Source organism: Klebsiella sp. BIGb0132, assembly GCF_024810075.1.
Lineage (GTDB): Bacteria > Pseudomonadota > Gammaproteobacteria > Enterobacterales > Enterobacteriaceae > Klebsiella > Klebsiella terrigena.
This window is the reverse complement of sequence record NZ_JANUDW010000001.1, coordinates 383,129-405,671: the sequence shown is the minus strand read 5'-3', so window position 1 is coordinate 405,671 and position 22,543 is coordinate 383,129. Positions and strand designations below refer to the sequence as shown.

Annotated in this window: 22 protein-coding genes; 19 read left to right on the top strand and 3 right to left on the bottom strand. The window is 57.6% G+C overall.

Going from position 1 to position 22,543, the window contains the following annotated elements; genetic code table 11:
• Positions 1 to 8: 8 nt before the first annotated feature.
• The 11 genes from M2416_RS01840 to ptsG all read left to right on the top strand — a co-directional run bounded on the left by M2416_RS01840 (position 9) and on the right by ptsG (position 10,564).
• A complete protein-coding gene (locus M2416_RS01840) occupies positions 9 to 962 on the top strand; it encodes a beta-ketoacyl-ACP synthase III (RefSeq protein ID WP_045854840.1) in 954 nt (317 codons plus the stop codon).
• A 15-nt stretch (positions 963 to 977) separates the two neighbouring features.
• On the top strand, positions 978 to 1,907 hold the full coding sequence (fabD, locus tag M2416_RS01835; RefSeq protein ID WP_259221800.1) for an ACP S-malonyltransferase: 930 nt from the start codon (positions 978 to 980) through the stop codon (positions 1,905 to 1,907).
• Positions 1,908 to 1,919: 12 nt separating this feature from the next.
• Entirely contained in the window at positions 1,920 to 2,654 is a 735-nt protein-coding gene (gene fabG, locus M2416_RS01830) for a 3-oxoacyl-ACP reductase FabG (protein ID WP_041144966.1), read from the top strand.
• A 210-nt stretch (positions 2,655 to 2,864) separates the two neighbouring features.
• On the top strand, positions 2,865 to 3,101 hold the full coding sequence (acpP, locus tag M2416_RS01825; RefSeq protein ID WP_000103754.1) for an acyl carrier protein: 237 nt from the start codon (positions 2,865 to 2,867) through the stop codon (positions 3,099 to 3,101).
• 89 nt (positions 3,102 to 3,190) lie between these two features.
• Positions 3,191 to 4,432: a beta-ketoacyl-ACP synthase II gene (fabF, locus tag M2416_RS01820; protein ID WP_041144967.1), complete on the top strand. Its 1,242-nt coding sequence runs from the start codon at positions 3,191 to 3,193 to the stop codon at positions 4,430 to 4,432.
• Between the two features lie 131 nt (positions 4,433 to 4,563).
• Entirely contained in the window at positions 4,564 to 5,373 is an 810-nt protein-coding gene (gene pabC / locus M2416_RS01815) for an aminodeoxychorismate lyase (RefSeq protein WP_076945211.1), read from the top strand.
• A 2-nt stretch (positions 5,374 to 5,375) separates the two neighbouring features.
• Positions 5,376 to 6,398, top strand: coding sequence for a cell division protein YceG (gene yceG, locus M2416_RS01810; RefSeq protein ID WP_259221796.1), 1,023 nt, complete (start codon positions 5,376 to 5,378; stop codon positions 6,396 to 6,398).
• Positions 6,388 to 7,029 carry a dTMP kinase gene (gene tmk, locus M2416_RS01805; RefSeq protein ID WP_259221794.1) on the top strand — a complete coding sequence of 214 codons (642 nt, stop codon included), beginning with the start codon at positions 6,388 to 6,390 and terminating at the stop codon, positions 7,027 to 7,029. Before yceG ends, tmk begins: the two co-directional genes overlap by 11 nt.
• Positions 7,026 to 8,030 carry a DNA polymerase III subunit delta' gene (gene holB, locus M2416_RS01800; protein ID WP_259221792.1) on the top strand — a complete coding sequence of 335 codons (1,005 nt, stop codon included), beginning with the start codon at positions 7,026 to 7,028 and terminating at the stop codon, positions 8,028 to 8,030. Before tmk ends, holB begins: the two co-directional genes overlap by 4 nt.
• Positions 8,031 to 8,040: 10 nt before the next feature.
• Positions 8,041 to 8,826, top strand: a complete 786-nt coding sequence (locus M2416_RS01795; protein WP_259221791.1) for a metal-dependent hydrolase — start codon at positions 8,041 to 8,043, stop codon at positions 8,824 to 8,826.
• 304 nt (positions 8,827 to 9,130) lie between these two features.
• A complete protein-coding gene (gene ptsG / locus M2416_RS01790) occupies positions 9,131 to 10,564 on the top strand; it encodes a PTS glucose transporter subunit IIBC (protein WP_041144973.1) in 1,434 nt (477 codons plus the stop codon).
• Positions 10,565 to 10,679: 115 nt separating this feature from the next.
• Here the strand turns inward: ptsG and fhuE are convergent, their stop codons facing one another.
• A complete protein-coding gene (gene fhuE, locus M2416_RS01785; protein WP_259221790.1) occupies positions 10,680 to 12,863 on the bottom strand; it encodes a ferric-rhodotorulic acid/ferric-coprogen receptor FhuE in 2,184 nt (727 codons plus the stop codon).
• A 363-nt stretch (positions 12,864 to 13,226) separates the two neighbouring features.
• Here fhuE and hinT point away from each other — a divergent pair, with 363 nt between their 5' ends.
• From hinT to M2416_RS01745, 8 genes are all read left to right on the top strand, one after another.
• Positions 13,227 to 13,583: a purine nucleoside phosphoramidase gene (gene hinT, locus M2416_RS01780; RefSeq protein ID WP_041144975.1), complete on the top strand. Its 357-nt coding sequence runs from the start codon at positions 13,227 to 13,229 to the stop codon at positions 13,581 to 13,583.
• Between the two features lie 3 nt (positions 13,584 to 13,586).
• Positions 13,587 to 13,961, top strand: a complete 375-nt coding sequence (locus tag M2416_RS01775; protein ID WP_076945219.1) for a YcfL family putative periplasmic lipoprotein — start codon at positions 13,587 to 13,589, stop codon at positions 13,959 to 13,961.
• A gap of 21 nt (positions 13,962 to 13,982) precedes the next feature.
• A complete protein-coding gene (gene lpoB, locus M2416_RS01770; protein WP_161795674.1) occupies positions 13,983 to 14,612 on the top strand; it encodes a penicillin-binding protein activator LpoB in 630 nt (209 codons plus the stop codon).
• Complete coding sequence (gene thiK, locus M2416_RS01765; protein ID WP_259221788.1) at positions 14,593 to 15,408, top strand: thiamine kinase; 816 nt, start codon at positions 14,593 to 14,595, stop codon at positions 15,406 to 15,408. The genes lpoB and thiK overlap by 20 nt, the downstream gene beginning before the upstream one ends.
• Before the next feature lie 28 nt (positions 15,409 to 15,436).
• Positions 15,437 to 16,447, top strand: coding sequence for a beta-N-acetylhexosaminidase (gene nagZ / locus M2416_RS01760; RefSeq protein ID WP_161795650.1), 1,011 nt, complete (start codon positions 15,437 to 15,439; stop codon positions 16,445 to 16,447).
• Positions 16,448 to 16,483: 36 nt separating this feature from the next.
• Positions 16,484 to 17,026 (top strand): alpha/beta hydrolase YcfP, encoded by a 543-nt coding sequence (ycfP, locus tag M2416_RS01755; RefSeq protein WP_041144980.1) that lies wholly within the window; start codon positions 16,484 to 16,486, stop codon positions 17,024 to 17,026.
• A gap of 236 nt (positions 17,027 to 17,262) precedes the next feature.
• Positions 17,263 to 18,567: an NAD(P)/FAD-dependent oxidoreductase gene (locus tag M2416_RS01750; RefSeq protein WP_076945221.1), complete on the top strand. Its 1,305-nt coding sequence runs from the start codon at positions 17,263 to 17,265 to the stop codon at positions 18,565 to 18,567.
• A 262-nt stretch (positions 18,568 to 18,829) separates the two neighbouring features.
• Positions 18,830 to 19,369, top strand: a complete 540-nt coding sequence (locus M2416_RS01745) for a glycine zipper 2TM domain-containing protein (RefSeq protein ID WP_052698707.1) — start codon at positions 18,830 to 18,832, stop codon at positions 19,367 to 19,369.
• 54 nt (positions 19,370 to 19,423) lie between these two features.
• Here the strand turns inward: M2416_RS01745 and M2416_RS01740 are convergent, their stop codons facing one another.
• Both M2416_RS01740 and M2416_RS01735 read right to left on the bottom strand, forming a co-directional pair.
• On the bottom strand, positions 19,424 to 21,610 hold the full coding sequence (locus M2416_RS01740; RefSeq protein ID WP_259221786.1) for a TonB-dependent siderophore receptor: 2,187 nt from the start codon (positions 21,608 to 21,610) through the stop codon (positions 19,424 to 19,426).
• A gap of 264 nt (positions 21,611 to 21,874) precedes the next feature.
• Entirely contained in the window at positions 21,875 to 22,510 is a 636-nt protein-coding gene (locus M2416_RS01735) for a TetR/AcrR family transcriptional regulator (protein WP_041144984.1), read from the bottom strand.
• Positions 22,511 to 22,543: the final 33 nt, after the last annotated feature.

Below are 22,543 nucleotides of genomic sequence, written 5' to 3'. Positions count from 1 at the left end.
GAGCGTACATGTATACGAAGATTATTGGTACCGGCAGTTATCTGCCTGAGCAAGTGCGTACTAACGCCGACCTGGAAAAAATGGTAGATACGTCTGACGAGTGGATTGTCACCCGTACGGGTATCCGTGAACGTCGTATTGCCGCGCCGAATGAGACCGTTGCTACGCTGGGTTTTGAAGCTGCAAAAAATGCGCTGGAGATGGCGGGCGTTAAGCCGGAGCAAATTGGTCTGATTATTGTTGCGACCACCTCCGGCACCCACGCGTTCCCGAGCTCGGCCTGTCAGATTCAGTCTATGCTGGGCATTAACGGCTGCCCGGCGTTTGACGTTGCCGCGGCCTGTGCCGGCTTCACCTACGCCCTGAGCATCGCCGACCAGTATGTCAAAAACGGTGCGGTAGACTACGCGCTGGTTATTGGCGCTGACGTTCTGGCGCGCACCTGCGATCCAACCGATCGCGGGACGATCATTATTTTTGGCGACGGCGCGGGCGCCGTTGTGCTGGGCGCGTCCAGCGAGCCGGGCATTATTTCGACCCATCTGCACGCCGACGGCCGCTACGGCGAGCTGTTAACGCTGCCGAATGCCGATCGCGTAGATCCGGAAAATCCGATCTATCTGACGATGGCGGGTAACGAAGTCTTTAAAGTGGCCGTGACCGAGCTGGCGCATATCGTTGACGAAACGCTGGCGGCGAACAATCTCGATCGCTCCGCGCTCGATTGGCTGGTCCCGCACCAGGCCAACCTGCGTATTATCAGCGCGACGGCGAGAAAGCTCGGGATGTCGATGGACAACGTGGTGGTGACGCTCGATCGTCACGGCAATACCTCCGCCGCCTCCGTCCCCTGCGCGCTGGACGAAGCGGTGCGCGATGGCCGCATTCAGCGCGGTCAGCTGATTCTGCTGGAAGCCTTTGGTGGCGGTTTCACCTGGGGTTCCGCGCTGGTTCGTTTTTAGTATAAGGATTTAGAGATGACGCAATTTGCTTTTGTGTTCCCGGGACAGGGCTCGCAGGCGGTCGGCATGTTGTCAGAAATGGCAGCCGCTTATCCGGTGATTGAAGAGACTTTCCGCGAAGCCTCCGCGGCGTTGGGTTACGATCTGTGGGCTCTTGCCCAGCAGGGCCCGGCAGAAGAACTGAATAAAACCTGGCAGACCCAGCCCGCGCTGCTGACCGCCTCCGTGGCGCTGTATCGCGCGTGGCAGCAGCAGGGCGGCCAGGCGCCGGCTCTGCTGGCAGGCCATAGCCTTGGCGAATACTCCGCGCTGGTTTGTGCCGGAGTCCTCGACTTTACCGACGCCGTGCGTCTGGTTGAGATGCGTGGCAAATTCATGCAGGAAGCGGTACCGGAAGGTACCGGCGCTATGTCGGCCATCATTGGCCTCGACGATGCCTCAATTGCCAAAGCCTGCGAAGAGTCTGCCGAAGGCCAGGTGGTTTCACCGGTCAACTTCAACTCCCCGGGTCAGGTGGTTATCGCGGGCAACAAAGAAGCCGTAGAACGCGCTGGCGCCGCCTGTAAAGCTGCCGGCGCCAAACGCGCGCTGCCGCTGCCGGTAAGCGTCCCGTCCCACTGCGCGCTGATGAAACCTGCGGCGGAAAAGCTGGCGGTTGAGCTGCAAAAAATTACCTTTAACACCCCGGCTATTGCGGTGGTGAACAACGTTGATGTGAAGTGCGAAACCGCGCCTGACGCGATTCGGGACGCGCTGATCCGCCAGCTTTACAGCCCGGTTCAGTGGACCAAAAGCGTCGAGTTTATGGCCTCTCAGGGCGTAGAACATCTGTATGAAGTGGGCCCGGGTAAAGTCCTCACCGGCCTGACTAAACGTATTGTTGACACCCTGACCGCTTCCGCGCTTAACGAGCCTGCAGCGCTGTCTGCGGCGCTTGAGCAATAAAAGAGGAATATCATGAGTTTTGAAGGAAAAATCGCGCTGGTTACCGGTGCAAGTCGCGGGATTGGCCGTGCAATCGCTGAAACGCTCGTCGCCCGTGGCGCGAAGGTTATCGGTACTGCCACCAGCGAGAGCGGTGCGCAGGCGATCAGCGACTATTTAGGTGCTAACGGTAAAGGTCTGCTGCTGAATGTGACCGACCCGGCATCTATCGAATCCGTTCTGGGAAATATTCGCGCAGAGTTTGGTGAAGTTGATATCCTGGTTAATAATGCCGGTATTACTCGTGATAACCTGTTAATGCGGATGAAAGATGACGAGTGGAACGATATTATCGAAACCAATCTGTCATCAGTTTTCCGTCTGTCAAAAGCAGTAATGCGCGCTATGATGAAAAAGCGTCATGGCCGCATTATTACTATCGGTTCTGTGGTCGGTACCATGGGAAATGCTGGTCAGGCTAACTACGCTGCGGCGAAAGCGGGTCTGATCGGTTTTAGTAAGTCGCTGGCACGTGAAGTCGCGTCCCGCGGTATTACGGTTAACGTTGTTGCTCCGGGCTTTATTGAAACGGACATGACGCGTGCGCTATCTGACGATCAGCGTGCGGGTATTCTGGCGCAAGTTCCGGCGGGTCGCCTCGGCGATGCAAAAGAAATCGCCAGTGCGGTTGCGTTTTTAGCTTCTGACGAAGCGGGTTACATCTCTGGTGAAACCCTGCACGTCAACGGCGGAATGTATATGGTCTGACCGAGTTTTGTGCAAAACGTTCAGGAACCGCGCAGTCTGTGCGGTTCCGGGTACGGTTTTGTGCAAAATGATTTGCGTTATGAGGGCAAACAGCCGCAAAATAGCGTAAAATCGTGGTACGACCTGCCGGGATTTAGTTGCAAATTTTTCAACATTTTATACACTACGAAAACCATCGCGAAAGCGAGTTTTGATAGGAAATTTAAGAGTATGAGCACTATCGAAGAACGCGTTAAGAAAATCATCGGCGAACAGCTGGGCGTTAAGCAGGAAGAAGTTACCAACAATGCTTCCTTCGTTGAAGATCTGGGCGCTGATTCTCTTGACACCGTTGAGCTGGTAATGGCTCTGGAAGAAGAGTTTGATACTGAGATTCCGGACGAAGAAGCTGAGAAAATCACCACTGTTCAGGCTGCCATTGATTACATCAACGGTCACCAGGCGTAAGTGAACATCTCCAGGCGGTCATTCGACCGCCTGAGTTTTATCTTTAGTTTGTCCCACAAGAATCTATTTTCCCTCCCTGGAGGACAACCGTGTCTAAGCGTCGTGTAGTTGTGACCGGACTGGGCATGTTGTCTCCTGTCGGCAATACCGTAGAGTCTACCTGGAAAGCTCTCCTTGCCGGTCAGAGTGGCATCAGCCTGATCGACCATTTCGATACTAGCGCCTATGCAACAAAATTTGCTGGCTTAGTAAAGGATTTTAACTGTGATGACATTATCTCGCGCAAAGAACAGCGCAAGATGGATGCCTTCATTCAATATGGAATTGTCGCTGGCGTTCAGGCCATGCAGGATTCTGGTCTTGAAATAACGGAAGAGAACGCGGACCGCATCGGCGCAGCTATTGGCTCCGGCATCGGCGGCCTCGGCCTGATTGAGGAAAACCACAGCTCGCTGACCAACGGCGGACCTCGTAAAATCAGCCCGTTCTTTGTACCGTCTACAATTGTTAACATGGTGGCCGGACATCTGACCATCATGTTTGGTCTGCGCGGGCCGAGCATCTCCATCGCGACCGCCTGTACTTCCGGTGTGCATAATATCGGTCAGGCCGCGCGTATCATTGCCTACGGCGATGCTGACGCTATGGTTGCCGGCGGTGCGGAAAAAGCCAGTACCCCGCTTGGCGTGGGCGGCTTTGGCGCAGCGCGTGCGCTCTCTACCCGCAACGACAATCCGCAGGCGGCAAGCCGTCCGTGGGATAAAGATCGCGACGGCTTCGTGCTTGGCGACGGCGCGGGCATGGTGGTGCTGGAAGAGTACGAGCACGCTAAAAAACGCGGCGCGAAAATCTACGCGGAAATCGTCGGTTTTGGTATGAGTAGCGATGCCTACCATATGACTTCTCCTCCGGAGAACGGTGCGGGTGCCGCGCTGGCAATGGTTAACGCTATTCGCGATGCGGGCATTGAACCGGGCCAGATCGCCTACGTCAACGCGCACGGTACCTCGACGCCAGCGGGCGATAAAGCGGAAACTCAGGCCGTTAAGTCAGTCTTTGGCGATGCGGCTCGCAGCGTAATGGTTAGCTCGACCAAATCGATGACCGGGCATCTGCTGGGCGCTGCAGGAGCGGTAGAATCTATCTACTCAATCCTTGCGCTGCGCGATAGCGTGGTTCCGCCGACCATCAACCTGGATAACCCGGACGATGGCTGCGACCTGGACTTTGTTCCGCACGAAGCCCGCCAGGTTTCCGGTATGGAGTACACGCTGTGTAACTCCTTCGGCTTTGGTGGCACCAACGGTTCGCTGATCTTTAAAAAGGTCTAAGCGCGCTAGTCGCCTCATCCAGCCATGACTCAGGCCTGCATTTATGCGGGCCTTCTTTTTTCTTCAGCTTTCTCTGCTTGTCCTGCGTAATTCATCCTGCGACACTAGCGGGCCACCGATAAGGAGCCACTATGTTCTTGATTAATGGCCTTGAACAGGACGTCCTGGCCGCTAACGACCGGGCGATACAGTTTGGCGATGGATGCTTTACCACCGCGCGGATTGTAGATAGTCAGGTGCAGATGCTGCCTGCCCACCTTCGGCGTTTGCAGCAGGCCTGCGAAAAGCTGATGATCCCCTATACCCACTGGCAAACGCTGGAACAGGAAATGCTGCGCCTGGCGCAGGTCCAGAAAAGCGGCGTCCTCAAGGTTATCCTGACGCGCGGTTCCGGCGGCCGCGGCTATAGCGGTACGCTGTGCCAGCAGCCGACCCGTATCCTCAGCGTATCCCCGCTGCCGGCGCACTACTCCCGCTGGCGTGAAGAGGGCATCACCCTGGCCCTGAGCCCGATACGGCTGGGGCGTAACCCATCGCTTGCCGGCCTTAAGCACCTTAACCGCCTCGAGCAGGTGCTGATCCGCTCTCATCTTGAGCAGACGGACGCCGACGAGGCGCTGGTTCTTGACAGCGAAGGGTGGCTTACGGAATGCTGTGCCGCGAATCTGTTCTGGCGCAAGGGAATGGCGGTATTTACGCCGCGCCTTGACCAGGCGGGCGTGAACGGGATCATGCGCCAGTATTGTATCGCGCGGCTGGCACAATCGCCGTTTCGCGTTGTCGAAGTCACCGCGGGCCCTGATGCGTTGCGCGATGCCGATGAAGTGCTGATTTGCAACGCCCTGATGCCGCTGGTGCCGGTTCGCCGCTGGGACGAGAGCCGTTGGTCCTCGCGCGAGCTTTATCATTTTTTAGCCCCACTGTGTGAGCTGTCTGGTTAGTCATGAAGAAAATGTTACGTTTTATCCTGCTGTTGTTAGTGGTGTTTGGCATTGCCGCAGGCGTGGGCATGTGGAAAGTCCGCCATCTCGCTGACAGCAAGCTGCTTATCAAAGAAGAGACCATCTTCACCCTGGAAGCCGGCACCGGGCGCATCGCGCTGGGCCAGCAGCTGTATGGTGACAAGGTCATCAACCGGCCTCGCGTCTTCCAGTGGCTGCTGCGCATTGAGCCGGAGCTGTCGCACTTCAAAGCCGGGACCTACCGCTTTACGCCGCAAATGACGGTGCGCGAAATGCTCCAGCTGCTGGGCAGCGGCAAAGAGGCCCAGTTCCCGCTGCGCTTTGTTGAAGGAATGCGGGTGAGCGACTATCTGCGCCAGCTGCGCGATGCGCCGTATGTGAAGCATACGCTGGCCGACGACAGCTACGAAACGGTGGCGAAAACGCTCGACCTTGAACATCCTGAGTGGGTTGAAGGCTGGTTCTGGCCGGATACCTGGATGTATACCGCCAATACCAGCGATGTAGCGATCCTCAAGCGGGCGCATCAGAAGATGGTCGCCGAGGTGGACAAGGCGTGGGAAGGGCGGATGGATAACCTGCCGTACGAGGACCAAAACCAGCTGCTGACCATGGCGTCAATTATCGAAAAAGAGACGGCGGTAGCGGAAGAGCGCGATCGCGTGGCGTCGGTATTTATCAACCGCCTGCGCATCGGCATGCGTTTGCAGACCGACCCGACGGTGATTTACGGCATGGGTGAGAGCTATAATGGCAGGCTGACGCGCAAGGATCTCGACACCCCGACGGCCTATAATACCTATGTGATTAGCGGTATGCCGCCGGGGCCGATCGCTGCGCCCGGGGAGGCCTCGCTGACCGCCGCCGCGCATCCGGCGAAAACGCCGTACCTCTATTTTGTCGCTGACGGCAAGGGCGGACATACGTTTAATACCAATCTGTCCAGCCACAACCGCTCGGTTCAGGATTATCTAAAAGTTCTTAAGGAAAAAAATGCGCAGTAATTACATCGTTATCGAAGGCCTGGAGGGCGCAGGGAAAACCACAGCGCGTAACCTGGTGGTGGAGGCGCTGGAACAGTCTGGCGTCAGCGATCTGCTGTTTACCCGTGAACCGGGCGGCACCATCCTCGCCGAGAAACTGCGCAGCCTGGTACTCGATATCCAGTCGACCGGCGATGAAGTGATTAATGATAAAGCCGAAGTGCTGATGTTTTATGCCGCCCGCGTTCAGCTGGTGGAGACGGTGATTAAGCCGGCCCTGGCCCGCGGGCAGTGGGTGGTTGGCGATCGCCACGATCTCTCAACCCAGGCGTACCAGGGCGGCGGCCGCGGCATTGACCAGACGATGCTGGCGACGCTGCGCGACGCGGTGCTCGGCGATTTTCGCCCGAACCTGACGCTCTATCTCGACGTGACGCCTGAGGTGGGCCTCAAGCGTGCCCGCGCCCGCGGTGAACTCGATCGCATTGAGCAGGAGTCGCTGGACTTCTTTAACCGGACCCGCGCGCGCTATCTTGAGCTGGCGGCGCAGGACCCGACGATCCGCACCATCGACGCCACCCAGCCGCTGGAAGCGGTCGCGCGCGATATCCGTGCGACGATCGGCCAGTGGGTGGCGGAGCAGCGCGCATGAAATGGTATCCGTGGTTACGCCCGCCGTTCGAGCAGTTAGTCACCAGCTATCAGGCCGGGCGGGGTCACCATGCGTTACTGCTTCAGGCGCTGCCCGGAATGGGCGGCGATGCGCTGCTCTACGCGCTGTGCCGCTACCTGATGTGCCGACAGCCGGAAGGACACAAAAGCTGCGGCCACTGCCATAGCTGCCAGCTGATGCAGGCCGGTACCCACCCCGACTACTACACGCTGGTGCCGGAGAAGGGCAAAAGCGCTCTCGGCATTGATGCCGTTCGCGAAGTGAATGAAAAGCTCTACGAACGCTCGCGCCTCGGCGGAGCCAAGGTGGTGTGGATTAGCGACGCGGCGCTGCTGACCGATGCGGCGGCCAATGCCCTGCTGAAAACGCTGGAAGAGCCGCCGGAAAATACCTGGTTCTTCCTCGCCTGTCAGGAGCCGGCGCGGCTGCTGGCCACGCTGCGCAGCCGCTGCCGCCTGTATCATCTTGCTCCGCCGGCGGAGTCCTATGGACTGGCGTGGCTGGAGCGCGAAGTAACGCTTGAGCAAAACGCCTTGCTGGCCGCGCTGCGCCTGAGCGCTAATGCGCCAGCGGCGGCGCTGGAGCTGCTCGAGGAGAGCCGCTGGGCCGCCCGGCAGCAGCTCATCCAGACTCTGGCAAACGCGCTAACCGGCGGCGACTGGCTAACGCTGCTGCCGATCCTCAATCATGAACAGGCCGCCGTTCGCCTGCACTGGCTGGCATCGCTGCTGCTGGATGCACAAAAAAGGCAGCAGGGGATCTCTTTGCTGAGCAACCCCGATGCCTGGACGCTGATCAACCAGCTGGCGCAGGCGCTGCCTGCCAGCCGCCTGCAGGCCATTACGCAGGACGTCAGCGCCTGCCGCGAGCAGCTGCTGAGCGTGGTCGGCGTCAACCGCGAACTGCTGCTAACCGAGCGCCTTTTGCGCTGGGAACATTACCTGCAACCTGGGGCGGTCCTGCCCGTTTCCCACCTCTGAGCGAGACATTATGTTTTTAGTCGACTCCCACTGCCATCTCGATGGCCTGGATTATGAAACCCTGCATAAAGACGTGGACGATGTGCTGGCAAAAGCCGCCGCGCGTGACGTGAAGTTCTTCCTTGCCGTTGCGACTACGCTGCCGGGATATCGCGGGATGCGCGAGCTGGTCGGACAGCGTGACAACGTGGTTTTCTCCTGCGGCGTGCATCCGCTCAACCAGGATGAAGCGTACGACGTTGACGAGCTGCGCAAGCTGGCCGCGGAAGAGGGCGTGGTGGCGATGGGGGAGACCGGGCTGGACTATTTTTACACCCCGGAAACCAGGCCTCGCCAGCAGGAGTCCTTCCGCGATCATATCCGCATCGGTCGCGAGCTCAACAAGCCGGTGATTGTGCACACCCGCGACGCGCGGGCCGATACGCTGACAATTTTGCAGGAAGAAAAAGTGACGGATTGCGGCGGCGTACTACACTGTTTCACAGAGGATAGAGAGACAGCGGGTAAATTGCTGGACATGGGGTTCTATATCTCGTTTTCCGGTATTGTCACGTTCCGCAACGCCGAACAGCTGCGCGACGCCGCGCGCTATGTTCCCCTCGATCGCCTGCTGGTGGAGACCGATTCGCCGTACCTCGCGCCGGTACCCCATCGTGGGAAAGAGAACCAGCCGGCGATGGTCCGTGACGTTGCCGAATATATGGCGGTTCTGAAGGGCGTTTCGCTGGAGCACCTGGCGCAGCAGACCACCGATAATTTCGCCAGATTGTTCCATATCGCCCCCTCCCGCCTGTAACCCGCCGATCTTCCTATTATTTTAAGGCTCGTAATTAATACTTAAAGCGAGTAAAGTTCACCGCCACAAAAGGGGCGGTGAACGGATTTTGGCAACATTTAGATACAGCTTGTGTAAGTTGATGTAAATTTTCCCACGCCGACTGATTGAAACGTGATAGCCGTCAAACAATCATTCCGCCAATTATTTTACTCTGTGTAATAAATAAAGGGCGCTTAGATGTCCTGTCCACGGCATGGTTCTCCCCCCGTGCCAATGCGTGAAAACGTAAAAAAGTACCAAATACTCAGGAGCACTCTCAATTATGTTTAAGAATGCATTTGCTAACCTGCAGAAGGTCGGTAAATCGCTGATGCTGCCGGTCTCCGTGCTGCCTATCGCAGGTATCCTGCTGGGCGTCGGTTCCGCAAACTTCAGCTGGCTGCCAGAAGTCGTTTCCCACGTCATGGCAGAGGCAGGCGGTTCAGTATTCGCTAATATGCCGCTGATCTTTGCTATCGGTGTCGCGCTTGGCTTCACCAATAACGACGGCGTATCCGCGCTGGCTTCGGTCGTTGCTTACGGCATCATGGTGAAAACCATGGCGGTTGTTGCCCCTCTGGTTCTGCATTTACCTGCTGAAGAGATTGCGGCTAAACACCTGGCTGATACCGGCGTACTTGGCGGTATTATTTCCGGTGCAATCGCAGCGTACATGTTCAACCGCTTCTATCGCATCAAGCTGCCAGAGTATCTGGGCTTCTTTGCGGGCAAGCGTTTTGTGCCGATTATCTCCGGTCTGGCCGCTATTTTCACCGGCGTGATCCTCTCCTTTATCTGGCCACCGATCGGTACTGCTATCCAGACCTTCTCTCAGTGGGCTGCGTACCAGAACCCGGTTGTGGCGTTCGGTATCTACGGCTTCATTGAACGTTGCCTGGTACCGTTTGGCCTGCACCACATCTGGAACGTTCCATTCCAGATGCAGATTGGTGAATACACCAACGCGGCAGGTCAGGTCTTCCACGGCGATATCCCGCGCTACATGGCAGGCGACCCGACTGCGGGCAAACTGTCCGGCGGCTTCCTGTTCAAAATGTACGGCCTGCCGGCTGCGGCTATCGCTATCTGGCACTCCGCTAAACCGGAAAACCGCGCGAAAGTGGGCGGTATCATGATCTCCGCAGCGCTGACCTCGTTCCTGACCGGTATTACCGAGCCGATCGAGTTCTCCTTCATGTTCGTTGCGCCGATCCTCTACGTTATCCACGCAATTCTTGCAGGTCTGGCATTCCCGATCTGTATCCTGCTGGGTATGCGTGACGGTACATCGTTCTCTCACGGCCTGATCGACTTTATCGTCCTGTCCGGTAACAGCAGCAAGCTGTGGCTGTTCCCGATTGTCGGTATTTGCTATGCGATCGTGTACTACGTTGTCTTCCGCGTGCTGATTAAAGCACTGGACCTGAAAACTCCGGGTCGTGAAGATTCAACCGAAGACAGCAAAGTGGGCACCACCAGCGAAATGGCTCCGGCTCTGATCGCGGCGTTCGGCGGTAAAGAAAACATCACTAACCTTGATGCGTGCATCACCCGTCTGCGCGTTAGCGTTGCTGACGTAGCGAAAGTTGATCAGGCTGGCCTGAAAAAACTGGGTGCTGCCGGTGTGGTCGTTGCAGGTTCAGGCGTTCAGGCGATCTTCGGGACTAAATCCGATAACCTGAAAACTGAAATGGACGAGTACATCCGCGCCAACTAAGTTGTGATGTGGGGAGACTAAGGCAGCCGAATGGCTGCCTTTTTTATTGGCTTAAGCGAGTAAAAAGGGAGCCGGCTGGGCTCCCTCGGTTCTGCTGGTCAGCGCTGAGGATAAATCAGAACTGGTAGCTGGCGGTGATGCTGAAGTTGCGCGGCTCGCCGTAAACAATCGAGCCGTCAATGTTGGTGTCGTAGGTTTTATCGAACAGGTTGTTGATATTACCCTGCAAGGCAAAGTTTTTGCTGACCTGGTAGCGGCTGAATAAATCAACCAGCGCGTAGCTGCCCTGCTCGGCGCGGAAGGTACCGTACGGCGTGACGGTATCTTTATAGACGCGGTTCTGCCAGTTCACACCGCCGCCAACGGTCAGCTCAGGCATCGCCGGCAGACGGTAGCGGGTGAACAGCTTGACGCTGGTACGCGGCAGGTTGGGGTTCACCGCCTTGCCTTCGTTATCTTCCGCTACGTAGCGCGTGGCCCCAAAGGTCATCTGCCAGTTATCCGTTAAGGCGCCGTTAATCTCGAACTCGACCCCTTTACTGACCGTGCCGTCCGCCGTTCTGTAGGCCGTTTCGCCGTTGCTACCGGCAATCGGCGTCCCGGTAGACTGGCCCAGATTATCCTGCTCGATACGGAAAATCGCCAGGGTGGTGGTCAGCCGGCTGTTCATCCAGTCCGACTTCAGACCAAGCTCATAGTTGTTACCGGTGATCGGCGTCAGATATTTACCCGAGCTGTCGCGGACGTTCTGCGGCTGGAAGACGGAGGTGTAGCTGGCGTAGGTCGACCAGTTATCATCGATGTCGTAAACCAGGCCCGCGTACGGCGTCGTATGGTTTTTCTCCATGCTGTAGGAGAGGGTGTCGATACGCCAGTTGGTATAGCGAACGCCAAGAATCAAGTGCAGCGGATCGGCCAGCGAGAAGCGCGTCGCGGCGTACAGGGACTTCATCCGCGTGGTGTCGTCCTGGGCGAGGCTTTGTGGGCCCCAGCTGGTTTCAGGGAAGTTAGCCGCATTGAAGCCAGAGAAGCTGCCGATCTCATCCGGGAATACGTTTGCCCAGGAGCTAAGGTAGCGGTTGTTCTGCTTGCTGTAGCTGCCGCCGATCATCAGGTTATGCTGGCGGCCGAACAGATCGAAGCCGCCGTCGGTAAACAGATCCACGGCATCGACTTTACGTTTGCCGCTGTTCCAGCCCGTTCCGCCGACGTAATCGTAGCCCGGACCATAGCTGCCGTAGGGGCCGACCAGCATTCCCGTCTCTTTGTTAACGTACGCATCGACGTACATCATTTTGCTGTCGAATTTGACCTCGGAGTGGGTTGCCGTCATGGTCGCCTGCCAGGTATCGGCAAAGCGCTGTTTCAGCGTGACGAAGACTTTGTTGAACTCTTTATCGTTATAGGCCCAGTCCGGCGCGGTGCTGTGGGCGCGATCGTAGTGGTTCTTGCTGCCGTCGGTATTCCAGCGCGGCAGGCCGCCCCAGGTTGGGCTATTGACGTCGATACGCTGATATTCGTAGCCGGCGGAGAGGCTGGTTGCGCTACCGAGGTCGGCATCGAGAATACCGGAGAAGAACGTCTTTTCGCTATTGTAGCGATCGAGCCAGGAGTCATTATTCTGATAGCCGGCGACAATACGCGCCCGCACGTTACCGTCCTCGGTCAGCGGGCTCTGCATATCGGCGACGTAGCGCTGCTTGTTCCAGCTGCCGTACTCGGTGGAGATATTGCCGGTAAACTCGCGGCTGGTGGCATGCTTGCGGATCATGTTGATCGATGCGGAGGGGTTGCCCGTCCCGGTCAGCAGGCCGTTGGCGCCGCGTACGACCTCGACCCGCTCGAAAAGCGCGGTATCGGAGAGCGCGTCGCCGAGGTTCCAGCGGGACTCAAACCAGGTCGGAATGCCGTCGACCATATAGTTGTCTATCAGAAAACCGCGTGAGTAATAGCTGCTGCGATCGGAGTCCGCCTGGCTGCGGCTGATGCCGAGCGTGTTGTCCATCACGTCGCCGAGGGTTTGCAGCTGCTGATCCTGCATCCGCTGCTCGCTGATGATGCTGACCGACTGCGGAATATCGCGCTGGGTCATCAGCATTTTTGTTCCGGCAGAGGTGGTTTTAACGCTGTAATCCTGCCGCTGTTCGTCGGTGCCGGCTGGCGTTGTTCCTTCTACAATGATGGTGTCGTCGGCCGCGTCGGCGGCAAGGCCGAGGGTGGGGTAGAGCGCTAACGCAATGCCGACGGCGAGGAGAGACGGCGCGCGGCTGCCGTCCCGTGAGCTGGTAGTGAAAGACATGATTAACCCTTAATGAGGAGACTGTCGTTATACGCCGGGGCTCTGTGGCCGCGGTCGAATCATTCCCGAAGTGCGGTGCGTCCATGTGGTGAATACAAATGAGAAATATACGCATTTATATTTAATGTGTAAACAGACGTAAGAGGGGTGGTCAAAAAGTCGCGTTATCGACGGCGATACCGGGACATAATCAGGGATATGCTTAATCCATCATCAGCTAAGTCCGCCGCCGCGTAAGAAAAAGTGCATTCGGGTTGAAAGAGGGGGAGTAACTCGCTCATACTCTTAGACGAATCCTGTGCATCCGCGTTTATCTGCAGAGGCAGGCCAGAGCACGGTATAAAAATTAATAAGGAATCAGTCATGGCAGAAGAAACGATTTTTAGCAAAATCATTCGCCGGGAGATCCCGTCGGATATTGTGTATCAGGATGAGCTTGTTACCGCCTTTCGCGATATTTCTCCGCAGGCGCCGACCCATATTCTGATTATCCCCAATATCCTGATTCCTACCGTCAATGACGTCACCACGGAGCACGAGCTGGCGCTGGGTCGCATGATGACCGTCGCGGCGAAAATTGCGCGTGATGAAGGTCTTGCCGACGACGGCTATCGCCTGATCGTCAACTGTAACCGCCACGGCGGCCAGGAAGTCTACCATATCCATATGCACCTGCTGGGCGGTCGCCCGCTGGGTCCCATGCTGGCTCACAAAGGCTAATCAATGCGCGCAGCTCATTTCGGCACTCTTCTGGCGGCGGCGCTGCTGGCCGGCTGCGGTTCTCACGCGGAAATTCCGGTGGGAGAGCAGCAGACGCTGGTGATGGAATCTAACGTCTTAGCCGCAGGTGTCAGCGCCGATGCGCCTGAGGTCACCGCCTCAGAGATTCAGGCCACCGCGACCTCAAGGCTGTTCAACGAACGCCAGGAGCCGATCGTCGTGCATTACCGCTTTTTCTGGTATGACGCCAGAGGGCTGGAGATGCACCCGCTGGAGCCGGCACGCAGCATAACGGTGCCCGCACGCTCATCGGTGACGCTTTACGGTAGCGCAAATATTTTGGGGGCGCATAAGGCCCGACTCTATCTTTATCTGTAAGAGGTAATTGTGATGATTAAAATGTGTCGCTATGCGTTGATCACAGCACTGGCGATATTCCTTGCCGGGTGCGTTGGGCAGCGTCAGGAGCCCGCGCCGGTAGGGGAGGCGCAGCCGAAACCGGAGCAGCCCGCTCAGCCTACGGTACCAACGGTGCCGGGCATTCCGGCAGTGCCGGCGCAGCCGGGTCCGATTGAGCATGAACAGCAGCCGACTCAGCCAACCCCGCGCGTTCGCCACTATGACTGGAGCGGTGCGGTACAGCCGATGGTCGGGCAGATGCTGCAGGCGGGCGGCGTGAATGCGGGCAGCATTCTGCTGGTCGATAGCGTCAATAACCGCACGAACGGCACGCTAAACGCGGGTGAGGCGACCGAGGCCCTGCGCAATGCGCTAACGGGAAACGGCAAGTTTACGCTGGTCTCGCAGCAGCAGCTCGGCGTAGCGAAACAGCAGCTTGGCCTGTCACCGCAGGATAGCCTCGGCAGCCGCAGCAAAGCGATGGGCATTGCGCGCACCGTTGGCGCCCAGTACGTGCTCTACTCTAATGCCACCGGCAACGTCAACTCACCTGAGCTGAAGATGCAGCTGATGCTGGTACAAACCGGCGAGATTATTTGGTCAGGTAAAGGTGCAGTTCAGCAACAGTAAGCTAACGCGCGATGAGCTATTGTCGCGCTTTTTCCCCCGCTATTCGCCGCTCGACGATCCGGCCTTTTCCGGTCTGAGCGGCGGTAGCTGCATCGTCAGCGATGGCACCCGGCGGCTGGTATTACGCCAGCCGCACGATCCTGCCGCCCCCACCAGCGATTTCCTTCGTCAATATCGCGCGTTATCCCGGATGCCGGATACGCTTGCGCCGTCGCCGATTTTTTACTCCCCGCGCTGGATGGTGGTGGAATACTGCGTCGGTGAAATGAAAAGCGCGCTGCCGCCGTGCCCGCAGCTGGCCGGGGTGCTGTATCATCTGCACCTGCAGCCGTGCCTGGGCTGGCGTATCGCGCTGGCGCCGCTGCTGGAACGCTACTGGCAGCAGAGCGATTGCTCGCGCCGAACCCCGCGATGGCTGCGCTGGTATAAGCGCCTGCTACGCCGCGGAGAGCCCCGGCCGCTGCGCCTGGCGCCGCTGCATATGGACGTGCATGCGGGCAATCTGGTTCATACCGCGGGCGGGCTGCGGCTGATCGACTGGGAATATGCCGGCGACGGCGATATTGCGCTGGAGCTTGCCGCCGTGTGGATTGATTCCGCACGGCAGCGACGGCTGACGGCGGAGTATGCCCGGCTGGCGAAGATGAATGAACGTCAGCTGTGGCGACAAATTCAGCGCTGGCGCCCGTGGGTATTGATGCTCATGGCAGGCTGGTACGAGCGTCGCTGGCAGCAAACCGGCGACCGGCAGTTTATCGCCCTGGCAGATGCGGCCTGGCGTCAGTTAGACACATAATATAAGAGAGGTCAGTGTGGGTCCGGTAATGTTGGATGTCGAAGGTTTTGAACTGGATGCGGAAGAGCGGGAGATCCTCGCGCACCCTTTGGTTGGCGGGCTGATTCTCTTCACCCGCAACTATCACGATCCGGCGCAGCTGCGCGAGCTGGTGCGTCAGATCCGCGAAGCTTCGCACAATCATCTGGCGATCGCGGTCGATCAGGAAGGCGGGCGCGTCCAGCGTTTTCGCGAGGGCTTTACCCACCTGCCGGCCGCGCAGTCCTTTGCCGCGCTGCTGGGAATGGAAGAGGGCGGCAGGCTGGCGGCGCAGGCCGGCTGGCTGATGGCCAGCGAAATGATCGCTATGGACATTGATATCAGCTTTGCGCCGGTGCTCGACGTCGGCCACATCAGCGCCGCCATCGGCGAGCGCTCTTATCATGAGGATCCCGAGAAGGCGCTGGCCATCGCGCGCTGCTTTATTGACGGCATGCATGAAGCGGGCATGAAGGCGACCGGGAAGCATTTCCCAGGCCACGGCGCGGTAACCGCGGATTCGCATAAAGAGACGCCGCGCGATCCGCGCGCTGAGGCGGAAATTCGCGCCCGGGATATGGCCGTTTTCCGCACCCTGGTGGCGGAGCAGCGCCTTGATGCGATTATGCCTGCCCACGTCATTTATACTGACGTTGACCCGCGTCCGGCCAGCGGCTCGCCGCACTGGCTGAAGACGGTACTGCGCGGGGAGTTAGGCTTTGACGGCGTGATTTTCTCCGACGACCTGTCGATGGAAGGCGCGGCGATTATGGGCAGCTATGCCGAACGCGGACAGGCTTCCCTGGATGCAGGTTGCGATATGATCCTGGTCTGCAATAATCGTAAGGGTGCGGTCAGCGTGCTGGATAACCTGTCGCCGATCAAAGCAGAGCGTGTTACGAAATTGTATCATAAAGGTTCCTTTACCCGTCAGGAGCTAAGGGATTCCGCCCGTTGGAAGAGGGTCAACGCGCAGCTGGAGCAGCTCCACGCGCGCTGGCAGGAGGCGAAGTCCGCGTAGCGAACCTGAAGGGCGTTGTTGTCTGGTGAGGATGCGATGATTATCTATTTACACGGTTTTGACTCTAACAGCCCCGGTAACCATGAAAAGGTGCTGCAGCTGCAGTTTATCGATCCCGACGTGCGGTTGATTAGCTACAGTACGCGGCATCCGAAACACGATATGCAGCACTTGTTAAAAGAAGTCGATAAGATGCTGCAGCTCAACGCCGACGATCGGCCACTGATTTGCGGCGTCGGTCTGGGCGGCTACTGGGCGGAACGGATTGGCTTCCTCTGCGATATCCGCCAGGCTATTTTTAACCCGAACCTGTTTCCCGATGAGAATATGGAAGGGAAGATCGATCGCCCGGAAGAGTACGCGGATATCGGCACGAAGTGCGTGAATAACTTCCGTGAGAAAAATCGCGACCGTTGCCTGGTGATGCTTTCCCGCAAGGATGAAGCGCTCGACAGCCAGCGTTCGGCTGAGCTGCTGCACCACTACTATGAAATCATCTGGGATAACGAGCAGGGCCATAAATTCAAGAGTATCTCCCCGCACCTGCAGCGGATAAAGGCCTTTAAAACCCTCGGCTGATAGCCCCCTCCAGCCCGCTGTGTGAACGCACCGCGGGCTTTTTTTTATCCATCCCGTGATTGCCTGTGCAAAAAATATGCGGTAAAACTTGATGCATATCAATTTTGGTATGACCAATGAACCGTTCATGTTATTCTCAATTTCGCTGAATGGTTTCAATGCTGTAACTTGTTGTTAATTAAAGGCTATTTCTATAACTTTTAATTAACAATTGGTTAATAATTTTAGGGGGTCACGTGACTACACCATTGAAAAAAATAGTAATCGTTGGTGGCGGCGCCGGCGGACTGGAACTGGCTACTCAGCTGGGTAAAAAGCTAGGCCGCAGCAAAAAAGCGAAAATCACCCTGGTGGATCGCAACCATAGCCACCTGTGGAAACCGCTGCTGCATGAAGTGGCAACGGGTTCGCTCGACGAAGGTGTAGATGCGCTGAGCTACCTGGCTCATGCCCGCAATCACGGTTTCCAGTTCCAGCTTGGGTCAGTCGCGGATATCAATCGCGAAACCAAAACCATCACGCTCAGTGAACTGCGTGATGAAAAGGGCGAGCTGCTGGTGGCCGAGCGCAAGCTGCCTTACGACACCCTGGTGATGGCGCTGGGCAGTACCTCTAATGACTTTAATACACCGGGCGTTAAAGAGAACTGCATCTTCCTCGATAACCCGCACCAGGCGCGTCGTTTCCACCAGGAAATGCTGAACCTGTTCCTGAAATACTCCGCAGATCTCGGCGCCAGCGGCAAAGTGAATATTGCTATCGTCGGCGGCGGGGCCACCGGCGTAGAGCTCTCTGCCGAGCTGCATAATGCGGTTAAGCAACTGCATAGCTACGGCTACAAAGGGCTGACCAACGAAGCGCTGAACGTCACGCTGGTTGAGGCCGGTGAGCGTATTCTGCCGGCGCTGCCGCCGCGTATTTCCGGCGCCGCGCACAGCGAGCTGACCAAGCTCGGCGTGCGGGTGCTGACGAAAACCATGGTCACCAGTGCCGATGCTAACGGCCTGCACACCAAAGACGGCGAGTTTATTAAGGCCGATCTGATGGTCTGGGCTGCCGGGATTAAGGCGCCGGACTTTATGAAAGAGATCGGCGGTCTGGAAACCAACCGCATCAACCAGCTGGTGGTTGAGCCGACGCTGCAAACGACCCGCGATGCGGATATCTACGCCATCGGCGACTGCGCTTCCTGCGCCCGTCCGGAAGGCGGATTCGTGCCGCCGCGCGCACAGGCCGCTCACCAGATGGCAACCTGCGCGCTGCATAACATCCTCGCGCAGATGAAAAACAAGCCTTTGAAACCTTATGCTTATAAGGATCACGGTTCGCTGGTTTCGCTCTCCAACTACTCGACCGTCGGCAGCCTGATGGGTAACCTGATGCGCGGTTCAATGATGATCGAAGGCCGCATTGCGCGCTTCGTTTACATCTCTCTGTACCGCATGCACCAGATTGCGCTGCACGGTTACTTTAAAACCGGCCTGATGATGCTGGTAGGGCGCATCAACCGCATCATTCGTCCGCGCCTGAAGCTGCACTAATTCTCGGGCGCTCCGCTCCCGGATGACGGCGTTAACGCCTTGTTCGGGTTCGCGGAGCGCGACGAGCTGTCGCCTGGTCAGATAACGCGCTGCCGGGCGATTATCCGGAATATCGTCCTGTAAGATTCGCTATATCCTCTCGGATTCCTCTGAATCCCCGCTGTTTGCTGCAGATCCTCGCATTTTTCATCCGCTTTCTCATTTGCAAGCTCCCCGGGTAGATAGCAAAATTATCGCTATCAGCAACAACGGAGGATGCCCCGTGAATAAATCAATGTTGGCGGGTATAGGGATTGGCGTGGCCGCCGCGCTGGGTGTGGCAGCTGTCGCCGGTCTGAACGTACTGGATCGCGGACCGCAGTATGCGCAGGTGGTCTCCAGTACGCCGATTAAAGAAAGTGTAAAAACGCCGCGTCAGGAGTGCCGCAACGTCACCGTAACCCACCGTCGTCCGGTACAGGATGAAAACCGCATTGCCGGTTCGGTACTCGGCGCGGTTGCCGGCGGGGTTATTGGCCACCAGTTTGGCGGCGGCCGTGGCCGCAGCGTTGCCACCGTCGTGGGCGCGCTGGGCGGCGGCTATGCCGGTAACCAGATTCAGGGATCGATGCAGGAAGGCGATACCTACACCACCACGCAGCAGCGCTGCAAAACGGTGTATGACAAATCGGATAAAATGCTGGGCTATGACGTCACCTACAAAATTGGCGGACAGCAGGGCAAGATTCGCATGGAACATGACCCCGGCACGCAAATTCCGCTGGATAGTAACGGTCAGCTGATCCTGAATAACAAAGCGTAAAAAAGACGTTTATTGATATTTGCCCCTCACGCTCAGGGTGAGGGGCTTTTTTTATCAGAAGCTCAGGGCGTAGTTCAGACCAAAGGTGCGGCCGCGGCCTTTGTACTCATACAGCGAACTGCTGCCGTAGGTTGGGCTGTAGAGCAGCGGCGCGCGCTGGCCCCAGATGGTGACGTAGTCTTCGTTCAGCAGGTTTTCGATGCTGAAGGTCAGCTTACCCAGCGGCAGCGCGTAGCTGCCGATAAAGTCGACGGTGTTGTAGCCCTCAAGCTTGTTGCCGCTGGCGTCGCTAAGATCGAACACCTGCTGGGTTTGCACGCGCAGCGACCACGGGTCCGGCGCCCAGCCGACCCAGGCGGTGGCTTTCGACGGTGAGGCGAGGGTCACATCCCATTTCTGCCAGCTTCCTTCGCTCTTCACCTGCGATTTCAGGACGTTGAAGTTAGCTCCTGTACTCCAGTTGCTCTGCGGGAAGGCGTAATCTACCGCCCCTTCAACGCCGTAAATACGCCGCTTATCGGACTCAACGTCAATCGTCATATCGGTACGGTTGACGACGATGGTTTTGTCCGACGTTGAGTAGTAGGCCGCCAGCTGCGTGCGCAGGTTGTCGCCGGTGTAGCGCCAGCCCAGCTCGTAAGAGTTAACTTTTATCCCCTGCAGCGGTGAATCACCGACGTTGACGCTCGACAGCAGCGGAAGGTTGCCGTTAACGGCGGCGCCGTATTTACCGATGCCGTAGTATTTACCCGGATCCGGCAGCTCGACGCCCTGGGAGAAGTTAAACCAGGTCTGCTGGCGGTCGGTAATGTGGGCAACAATCCCGGCATTAAACAGGAAGTTATCGTAATCAGTTTTCCCGCCGGGAATGGCGTCCGCCGAGCGGGCTTTCCCGTTGGCGACGTCCTGCTGCTGCGCATAGCCGACAAAATCATTCACCCGGTTTTCCGTCCACTGGTAGCGCACGCCGCCGCTGACGGTGAAGATATCGTTCAGGTCGTAGCTGCTCTGCAGGAACGGCGCGAGATTGGTGATGCTGTAACCCGGGTAGCGGCCGGTGGTGTAGATGGCCTGATTATTCAGCCCGCCGGAGGCCATCGATTCGTTGAGGTCGAAGAACATCTGGTTGGCGTTGAAGGTTTCATGATCGGCGTCGAGCCCCCAGGTCAGGTCCCAGCCCGCCAGCGGCTGGCTGTTGAGGGTAATTTTGGCTCCGTACTGATCGGTATCCTGCTTCGATGAGGAGAAGCTGCTGACCTGGCCCCTGGCGAGGGTCGGGAAGGGGTAGAAGGTCAGGGATTCGTCGCGATAGTAGATCTGGCTGACCAGATTCTGACCGTAGAAGTCGGCGTCGGAATACTGGAGGCTGATCAGGTGGCGCTCGGTGCCGGGTACGCGGTCGGAGTCCAGCCCGTCGGTGGTGTAGGCCTTGCCGTCGCCGGTCACCGCCGACATGTTTTTCCCCAGGTACAGGCCGTAGTCGTCGCCCTGGCTTTTATAGTACTGCGTGACCAGCTGAAGCTGACGATTATCGTCAATGTTGATGGTGCCGGTGCCCATCACGTCGAGGCGATCGGAGTGCTGTAAGCCGGTCTGGGTATTATCGAGGATCAGCGCATCGTTATTGCCGTCATACCAGCCGCCGAAGCGCTGATAAGCCACCGATAATCTGCCGGAGGCGTGGTCGGTACCGCCGCTCACCGCTGCCGCCACCCGCTCATCATGATCGTTGCTGTTAGCAAAACCCGTTTTGCCGCCCAGTTCGAGATCGACCTGGCGATCCTGCTGGCCTTTTTTGGTCACAATATTGATAAGCCCGCCGGTACTGCCACCGCCGTACAGCGAGGTGGCGCCGGAGATGACCTCGATGTGTTCAATGTTGAACGGATCGATGGCGTCGAGCTGACGGCTGTCGGTGCGGGAGGAGTTTAGCCGCACGCCGTCGATCAGCACCACGATCGCGCGACCGCGCATATTCATGCCGTAGTTTGTCCGTCCCTGGCTGCTGACGTCGATGCCCGGAATAAGCTGCGCCAGCACATCTTTGAACTCCTTGCCGCCCTGAACCTGCTGTTCAATTTCGTGACCTTCAATAACCCAGGTGGTCTGCGCCATTTCGGCAACGGTACGGTGCGTACGGTTGGCGCTAACGATCAGGTTTTCTTCCGCCGCCTGGGTGCTAAAGACGGGAAGGGTGGTAGCCAGCAGCAGTGGGTTAAGCACCCAGAGACGCGTGTTCATTCGCATTCCTTTTATGAGTTAATTGCTTTGTTGTTAAGCATTGTTGTTCTATTTTTTCGGCGCGGGCGCACCGATTGTTACAGGGTGAAACATATTGAAAAACTCAAATGCGAATTCTGCATGCAGTGATTATTGTTATCAATATCATTTACAACAAATTAACGCTTAAGGGTGTGAAAACATTAGTGAAAATGGGGTTAAGGCAGAGGGTGTTACCGGGGAGACGCAGGCCCGGTGACTGAGATCACCGGGCAGCAGAGCGGGTTAGTGCTGGAGGATTTGCCGCCACAGGCGCAGGGTGGTCTCGGCAATTTGCATTAATTTGCTGAAATCGGCGCCTTCGCGAGCGCTGATCGACATCCCCTGCAGGACGCAGTTTAAGAACTGCGCGAGCTGGCGAACGTCGCCGTTTTCCGGGAGCTCGCCGCGCAGCTGGCGCTGCTGCAGGAACTGGGTCAGCGTCTGCTCCTGCATAGCGTGCCGCGACTTAATGGTGTTGGCGATATCGGTAGAGGAGGCCGCCAGCGCCGCGGAGGTGTTGATCATAAAGCAGCCCGCCGGGGTATCTTTACTGGTAAAGCAGGTAGCGATCGCGGTGAAATAGTCCCGCAGGGCCTGGTCGACCGACTTCTCTTCGTCAAACAGTTGCGCTTCGTGTCTGGCGGCAAAGCGCGAGATATAGCGATCGAGCACCGCGCGAAACAGCCCCTCTTTATTGACGAATTCGGCGTAGAGCGTAGGGGCCTTTGCCCCGGTGGCTTCCACCAGGTCGGCAAGGGAGGTTGCCTCATACCCATGCTGCCAGAACAGCGTCATGGCCTTATCCAGCGCCGCTTCCTTGTCGAACACTTTAGGTCGGCCACGGCTTTTTTTTGTGCAACTTTGAACGTCAGTTGTCATGATGCCGCCTGTACCTATGTTGGTTTGTTGAAG